The 7,828-nt window shown below is 40.2% G+C and carries 6 protein-coding genes; 1 reads left to right on the top strand and 5 read right to left on the bottom strand.

What is annotated here, in order from left to right; all coding sequences use genetic code 11:
• Positions 1 to 235 precede the first annotated feature (235 nt).
• The 4 genes from putP to recG all read right to left on the bottom strand — a co-directional run bounded on the left by putP (position 236) and on the right by recG (position 5,363).
• The gene (putP, locus tag G322_RS0115560; protein WP_022942660.1) at positions 236 to 1,732 is read right to left on the bottom strand and encodes a sodium/proline symporter PutP; all 1,497 of its coding nucleotides are present in this window, start codon (positions 1,730 to 1,732) and stop codon (positions 236 to 238) included.
• A gap of 80 nt (positions 1,733 to 1,812) precedes the next feature.
• Complete coding sequence (locus G322_RS24600; RefSeq protein ID WP_022942659.1) at positions 1,813 to 1,941, bottom strand: hypothetical protein; 129 nt, start codon at positions 1,939 to 1,941, stop codon at positions 1,813 to 1,815.
• Between the two features lie 70 nt (positions 1,942 to 2,011).
• The gene (locus G322_RS0115550) at positions 2,012 to 3,304 is read right to left on the bottom strand and encodes an AsmA family protein (RefSeq protein WP_022942658.1); all 1,293 of its coding nucleotides are present in this window, start codon (positions 3,302 to 3,304) and stop codon (positions 2,012 to 2,014) included.
• Complete coding sequence (gene recG / locus G322_RS0115545; RefSeq protein ID WP_022942657.1) at positions 3,291 to 5,363, bottom strand: ATP-dependent DNA helicase RecG; 2,073 nt, start codon at positions 5,361 to 5,363, stop codon at positions 3,291 to 3,293. The genes G322_RS0115550 and recG overlap by 14 nt, the downstream gene beginning before the upstream one ends.
• 562 nt (positions 5,364 to 5,925) lie before the next feature.
• On the opposite strand from recG, the gene G322_RS0115540 reads away from it, so the two are divergent.
• A complete protein-coding gene (locus G322_RS0115540) occupies positions 5,926 to 6,651 on the top strand; it encodes an ion transporter (RefSeq protein WP_022942656.1) in 726 nt (241 codons plus the stop codon).
• Positions 6,652 to 6,678: 27 nt separating this feature from the next.
• Here the strand turns inward: G322_RS0115540 and G322_RS0115535 are convergent, their stop codons facing one another.
• Entirely contained in the window at positions 6,679 to 7,692 is a 1,014-nt protein-coding gene (locus tag G322_RS0115535) for an FAD-binding oxidoreductase (RefSeq protein ID WP_022942655.1), read from the bottom strand.
• Positions 7,693 to 7,828 lie beyond the last annotated feature (136 nt).

Here is a 7,828-nt window from a genome sequence, read left to right as displayed (position 1 = left end):
AACTCACTTCTACGTTGTAAGTTTCGCAAAGGGAACAACCATTTACGTCAACTTACGCCTTGAATTAAGCTGTTTTCCCTGCGTAAAATTTAGATCACATACTTAATGTAATCGGTATAAGTGTAAAGATTAAAAATAATGATGAACAGATATTAAGAAGATAACAATAAAAAGCTAATAGTAAAATGAGTAAGAAAATAGGCACGAATGACCCACAGGCCATCCGTACATGCTGTTATTTAAAACTTTTAAGGTTACTTTCAAACAACTCAAATTGCTCAATAACCGCTTGCTCTGGTGCTTTAGTTGCTAGGCTTGCCACTACAATCGCAGTGGTTGCAAAAATAATGCCCGGTACGATTTCGTACAGTTCAAAAATACCACCCGTTAACTGTTTCCAGATAACAATGGTGATGCCACCGACTAAAATTCCTGCTAATGCTCCATTACGGTTCATGCGTTTCCAATACAAGCTAAGGATGATCACAGGACCAAATGCGGCACCAAAACCTGCCCATGCATAAGAAACGAGACCTAATACAGAACTATCTGGGTTCATCGCTAAAAACAATGCTAATAATGACAAAGCAATCACACCTAAACGTCCTACCAACATCACTTGTTCTGTTGTAGCATCTGGCTTAATTAACTGTTTGTAGAAATCTTCAGCTAATGCTGATGAAGAAACTAATAACTGAGAATCCGCGGTACTCATAATGGCGGCTAAGATAGCAGCCAATAAAATACCTGCGATAATAGGATGGAACATTGCATTAACTAATAACATGAAAATCTTCTCTCCATCTACAAGACCTTCCGCTAAGTTACCTTGTACATAAATGAGCCCCACTAACCCCACTAATACAGCACCAACCATTGAAATAGCAGTCCAGATAACCGCAATGCGGCGTGCGGTCACTAAATCTGCATTACTGCGTGTTGCTTTAAAACGCGCCAAAATATGTGGCTGACCAAAGTAACCTAAGCCCCATGCAAGCAACGAGACAATGGCAATCCATGATAATGGCTTGCCATCAATGCCATTCCACAAGGTTAACAATTCAGGGTTAATGGCACTTAAATCTGCACTGAGCTGACCAAATCCACCTTGCATCGTGGCAATCGGTACAATTAAGAGCGCCGCAGACATCAATAACCCTTGCACTAAATCAGTCCATGCAACCGCTAAGAAACCACCAAATAGGGTATAAGAAACCACACAAACAGCCCCAATGATCACCGCATAAGTGTAATTTAAACCAAAGACCGTCTCAAACAATTTACCACCCGCCACAAGCCCAGAACTGGTATAGAAAAGGAAGAACATAAGAATGAAAAAGGCGGCAATGGTTTGCACTAATTTTGATTGATCATTAAAACGTCGAGAGATAAATTCAGGCAGCGTTAAGGCGTTATCCGTGGTAATACTGTAAGTACGTAAACGTTTTGCTGAAATTAACCAGTTTGCCCACGTACCCATTAACAGGCCAACAGCAAGCCATAATGATTCAATACCCGCAGCGTATGCATAACCAGGTAAACCGAGCAATAACCAACCACTCATATCGGAAGCACCCGCAGAAAGTGCGGCTGGCCAAGGCCCTAAATTACGTCCTCCAAGAAAGTAGTCTGAGGAGTTAGCAGTACGCTGATACGCATAATATCCGATATAAAGCATCAACCCTAAATAAGCAATAAACGTCGCCGTTATCGCAAAATTATTTTCAATCATGAAGTCCCTTAAAATTTAAAAGGGGGGCAGTATAACAAATGTGATTTTATCTGTTTTGATCTTATTGAAATATTAATCCATTACATCCTAAAAATAAGTAAGTGCATCATAAACCAGCTACAAATACCGATAATCGTCATCATCACTGCAATCGAGCCAATACCAAATAATGCACCGGTAAATAAACTCATTCTATTTTTATCTAACATGATCACACTCCTTTTTATTTAAAAGGAGAATATAAGATCAAAAAAGAACAGATGCAAATGATAATTGATATCATTTAATTGCAGGTAATAATTTATATAATGTTTTCAAGCCTTGATCCTGCTCTGACAAACTACCCGTTACTGAAAACTGTTCAATTTCAGCCTGTTGCCAATTTAAACGCTCAAAAGCAACCGCGAAGCTACCCGTTTGTTCATGGTGCGAGGGAAGATCTAACCATTGATAATTTCTAATCGGAGTAAAGTCGCTCAGTTGTAAATCTAGTGCCGTAATGAACAATGGAAAGGCGGCATTTTCACTGCGTATATTAATATTTTTAAGCTGTAGACCTTTTAATAGCAGTGTTTCAATGGGCAATAATGCTTTTTGGGAAGCCTTATCTTTCTCGTTAGCCTCCCTTTTAAAAGCGGGGATGGTTAACTGCATATCTTGAGCAAGCAATGATTGCAGTATCACCTCTTTGACCTGAATATCAGGCAGTGGAAACAAAGTGAGCGCTAACAACACATCTGCTTGCATTGTTAAATTTCCTGAAAAAGCATCAGCACTAAAATGTGCGATGCGTAGTTTCTCTTGCTCCAATTGCATGGTTAACTGTAATGCATGAAATTGCTGATCAGGTTGAAGTGCCATCGATTCGAGACTTAAATTTAATCTCGCTTTTCGTTGTAATAGATCCGCCTGCGCTGATAACTGCAAATTTTGCAAAAACATGCTTTGTTGCTTATTACTCAGTGTCAGGCTGTTAAACGTTGTGACTAAATCCAAGCTGACGGGTAGCATTTTTAGCTGTTGCCTTTCAATAATCAGCAGATCATTTAACGTAATAGATGCTTCTTTTAGCAGTAAATTTTTGTCCTCTTTTTGTAAGGCAACATTCAGATCAATAAGTTGAAACTTGCCAACATGAAACCTTTCCCACGCTATGCTTTGTATTATTCGACGCTGTTTTTCTGTCTGTGATTGGCTCTGTGAAGTTAACACAGGAGGGATCACCGTTTGCGTAAAATCAATATCAACACCCTGTAATTTAATAAATTGAATATCCAGTTCACGTTGCCATAAGTCCAACTTGTCTACCTGTAGATCAAGCTGCTTAATATACACCACTCTTTTACCTTGCTGGTAGAGCGCAAGCCCTGTAAACGAGAAGCTTTTATCTGTTAACCAGCTGTTTTCAAAATGCTCAAAACGCAGATCATAACCCGTTGTTTGTTTAACCTGCGTTGTTATCCAATCAGAGTAATCATTGATATTTAAAAAATAGACAAAGCTGGCTATCGAAACAGATAACAATCCCAGTAATAAGGTGCTTATTAGAAAAATACGTTTAAGCATGCGCATACTGCGCTTTATCACCTAACCAACGCTTCGTTAAAGGCGCAATTAATTCAGGATGACTGCAGAGCAACTGCTGTGCAAGTTGTAACGAATACGGCACTAAGGCTTGATCGCGCAACAAGTCGGCAATTTTAAATTGCGCTACACCTGTTTGTTTAGTACCTAATACTTCTCCCGGACCTCGAATCAACAGATCTTGCTCAGAGATATAAAAACCATCGTTACTTTCACGTAAAATTTGCAAACGTTTTTTAGCGGTAAATGACAACGGATTTTTATACAGTAATACACAGTGACTCGCCACGCTACCGCGACCCACTCGTCCACGTAGTTGGTGTAACTGTGAAAGCCCCAAGCGCTCAGGATTTTCAATAATCATTAAACTGGCATTAGGTACATCCACTCCTACCTCAATCACGGTTGTCGCCACCAGCAAGTCCAACTCAGCAGCTTTAAAGGCATCCATCACATACAACTTTTCATCTGCTCTCATGCGCCCATGAACAAGGCCAATACGCAGATCAGGCAGTGTGAGTTGTAAGTTATTAGCAGTATCTTCCGCCGCTTGACACTCTAAAACTTCCGACTCTTCAATCAAGGTACACACCCAATAAACTTGTCGCCCCTCATTTTTACAGGACTGATAGACGCGCTTAACAATATCGTCGCGTCGTGTATCAGGTAGCGCCACGGTTTTCACTGCGGTGCGCCCCGGTGGTAACTCATCAATCACTGAGACTTTCAAGTCGGCATAAGCGGTCATGGCTAACGTGCGTGGAATAGGGGTAGCCGTCATAGTCAGTTGATGTGGCGCAAGCCCAGTAGACAGACCTTTCTCCCTGAGCGCTAAACGTTGATGCACACCAAAACGGTGTTGCTCATCAACGATAATTAATGCCAAATTATTAAAAATAACATTATCAGAAAACAGTGCATGGGTGCCCACCACCATTTTTGAGAGACCGAGTTGTATATTTTCGGTTTGCGAGCGCTTCTCTTTCACTTTCATCTTGCCCGATAACATACCGACTCGAATATTCAACGGCTCAAACCACTTCTTAAAATTAATAAAATGCTGCTCTGCTAATAATTCAGTAGGTGCCATGAGTGCCACCTGATAACCCGCTTCAATCACACTTAATGCAGCAAGTGCCGCCACTAATGTTTTTCCTGATCCAACATCGCCTTGCACCAAACGCATCATCGGTATCGCTTGTTGTAAGTCTGCTTGAATCTCTTTAGCGACTCTGCTTTGTGCATTGGTTGGCGAAAACCCTAAGTTTGCTAGCAACTTATTATGCAATAAGCCGACGTTATCAATGCTGACCGATTGATGTGATTGTGCCGAGGCACGCATTGCTAACATACTCAGTTGTTGTGCGAGCAACTCTTCAATAATCAAACGTTGCTGTGCGGGGTGAGTTTTAGCTTCTAACTGCTCAATATTGGCATCGGATGGAGGCTGGTGCAGGTATAACAGCGCATCTTGTAAACTGATAGGATGACTTAATAACTGTGTAGGTAATAGCTCATCAATACCATTTTGTTTTAACATATCAATCGCTTGTAGTGCGAGTTTACGTAAACCATTCTGCTTTAATCCCTCTGTGGCAGGGTAAATAGGAGTTAACTTCTCTTCTGCAGTTGATGTTTCACGTTGTTTAATCAATTTGTATTCTGGATGGGTTATTTCAAAACCTTGATAACCGCGTTTAAACTCACCAAAACATTTGATCAATTGACCTTCACGAAAGCTGTTTTTTTGCGAGGCGTTGAAATGGAAAAAATTGAGCATCACTCTGCCCGTTTCATCTCCTATCTGACACTTTAGGATTCGGCGTTTACCCATCTGCACATTACAGCTAATAATATGTCCTTGTACACTAACCTGCATGCCATCTTGTAGCTCTGCAATAGGATAAATTCGAGTTCTGTCTTGATAATGCAACGGCAGATGAAAGAGCAGATCGGCAACACTAAAGAGTCCGATCTTCTCTAACCGTTCAGACATTTTAATACCCACACCATTTAATGCACTTAATGGGACTTTTTCCAATTTCATTTTTTATCCTAACAGATCAATCAGATGCTCACTTTACACTGTTTTTATATTGAATTGCATCAGTAGCTTAGTTGACTTGCTAAAAAGAGGGTAAGTTTTGAAGACTAACATCGAGAGAAATAGATGCGAATAAAAACTTAATTTCACTCTCATCTCAATGTAATGCAAAAAGTTAAAATTACGTGATGGTAAAGCTCAAAACAGGGGCGATCATCGGTTTCCACACCAGACTTCATCACCTGCGTAACCAACGGTTCCCAATATAAACTATAGTGTTTTTTATCTGTGACCGTGTTGCGCATGTAGGAGCATAAGTCAGTAGCTAAGATTTTTAATTCAATTCCTTGCGGCACAGCAATGCAGATATCAGTGTGACATTTTTGTGCTGGCGTGATTGAGGGTTATCGTGTGGACTCTCCACCAGCCAATCCATTAGGCACTGCCCATTATAAAGTTTACCAAAACCAGTCAAGTTAATTATCGCCTAATAAAACATCTACAAAATATGGATTATTCTTTAGCCACCCATTAACGTATACTCACTATCAAAAAGGGGGTTACATTGCTGTTTAAAAAAATATTTTCTAAAAATAACCTGCATGCACTGGTTCATAATAGTGATACCAAGCTAGGGCACCTCTTTGCACTTTTCATCCAAGCATTAATCATACTTTCCCTGATCACTTTCTCACTGGAAACGTTACCTAATCTATCAACCACACAGCGCCATTCTCTGCATCTAATTGAAACGGTTATTGTTATCTTATTTACGCTTGAATACCTATTGCGCATCTATGTTGCTGATAAGCGTTTAAGTTACATTTTTAGCTTTTACGGATTTATCGATTTAATGGCCATTTTGCCTTTTTACATCGCATCAGGGCTTGATTTACGCACAGTGCGACTATTTCGTTTATTCAGACTATTGCGCATTTTTAAACTGTTCAAATACAGTAAAGCATTACAGCGTTTTAAGCGCGCATTTATCTTGGTCAAAGAGGAGATGTTACTGTTTGGATTTGTTGCATTAATCATGCTTTACCTTTCCTCCGTCGGCATCTACTATTTTGAGAATGCGGCACAACCAGAACAATTCCAATCTGTTTTCCACAGTTTATGGTGGGCATTAACCACACTCACCACTGTAGGTTATGGTGATATGTACCCTATTACTGTCGGCGGAAAAGTCTTTACCTTTTTTGTGTTAATGGTGGGATTAGGTATTGTTGCCGTGCCAACGGGTTTAATCGCAACCGCGCTATCACAAACGCGTGCAGAAGAAAAATAGACGCTATACAGCGCCTTAATTAATAACTCAAAGCTCAACCACTAAGTCTGACGTTGCTCTTGTACTACAACTTAACACATAACCTTGCTCAATTTGCTTAGCGGTTAATGTTTCACGGCTGGTGCTTTCAACACTACCCGTTACTTTACATTTGCAAGCACCGCACACACCAGAGCGACAAGCGCCAACAATAGGCACACCCGCTTCTTCTAACGCATTAAGTAGGGTTTTATTGGCAGTAATAGTGAAGTTTTTACCATGTTGTGGGGCAACGACTTGATAGCTTACACCGTTATCGTTCTGCTCCTGTTTTTCTTCCACTTTAGGTACAAAACTCTCTTTATGGAAAAGTGCCATATCAAAACCACGCTCTTCAGCCAGCGTTTCAACTACTTGCATATAAGGTGTGGGTCCACAGGTAAAGATAGTTTTCCCTGCTACCTCTGGCACAAGTTGTGTGAGGTTATGCACATTTAAACGCCCTTTGATAAATTCAGCACTTTCTGTTTCTTCTAAAATAAAGGAAAGCTGAAAGTTATCATATTGCTCATTAAGCATTGCTAAATCACTCGCCATAATAATATCGGCTTCGCTACGTGCGCTATAGATAAAGTGAATATTCACCTTTTGCTGTGTATCTAATAACCAACGTGCCATCGACATACACGGAGTGATCCCGCTACCTGCACTCATGAGGAGAATATCAGCACTAACTTGATTATTTTCAATGGTAAATTCGCCCGCAGGTGGCATTGCAGGTAAAGCGATACCCGCTTGTAGGTGATCCAATAAGTAATTAGAGACTTTACCACCTATTACGCGCTTAATTGTGACCGCAACAGACTGAGGTTTTGAAGGCGTTGAAGAGAGCGAATAAGCACGATATTCCAGCTCACCCGCCACATCAACTTCAAAAGTAATAAACTGCCCTGCTTTATAATCAAAAGGGCTATCATCCAATTTTTTAAATTCAAACGTAGTGGCATCAGCGGTTTCATCGATACGTTTGGTACAGATAAGTGGCTCAAATTGTGATTGCATTATACTTCCTTAAAGGGTCGATTAAGCACCGCTAATCGACCCTATTTTTTACTTAAAATCGGCTTCAAAATTACTTGATCTTTTGTTTTCAAAATAACCAGTCGTTAAGGTTTTTTGGAAATAATTTAGAGCAAGT

Source organism: Psychromonas hadalis ATCC BAA-638, from assembly GCF_000420245.1.
GTDB classification, from domain to species: Bacteria; Pseudomonadota; Gammaproteobacteria; order Enterobacterales; family Psychromonadaceae; genus Psychromonas; species Psychromonas hadalis.
The sequence above is the reverse complement of the archived record's forward strand: the minus strand, read 5'-3'. Positions and strand labels throughout refer to the sequence as shown.

What these genes read in the sequence shown, in the direction of transcription:
- putP (WP_022942660.1), bottom strand. Translation starts at nt 1,732, where the DNA reads ATGATTGAAAATAATTTTGCGATAACGGCGACGTTTATTGCTTATTTA.
- G322_RS24600 (WP_022942659.1), bottom strand. Translation starts at nt 1,941, where the DNA reads ATGTTAGATAAAAATAGAATGAGTTTATTTACCGGTGCATTATTTGGT.
- G322_RS0115550 (WP_022942658.1), bottom strand. Translation starts at nt 3,304, where the DNA reads ATGCGCATGCTTAAACGTATTTTTCTAATAAGCACCTTATTACTGGGA.
- G322_RS0115535 (WP_022942655.1), bottom strand. Translation starts at nt 7,692, where the DNA reads ATGCAATCACAATTTGAGCCACTTATCTGTACCAAACGTATCGATGAA.
- recG (WP_022942657.1), bottom strand. Translation starts at nt 5,363, where the DNA reads ATGAAATTGGAAAAAGTCCCATTAAGTGCATTAAATGGTGTGGGTATT.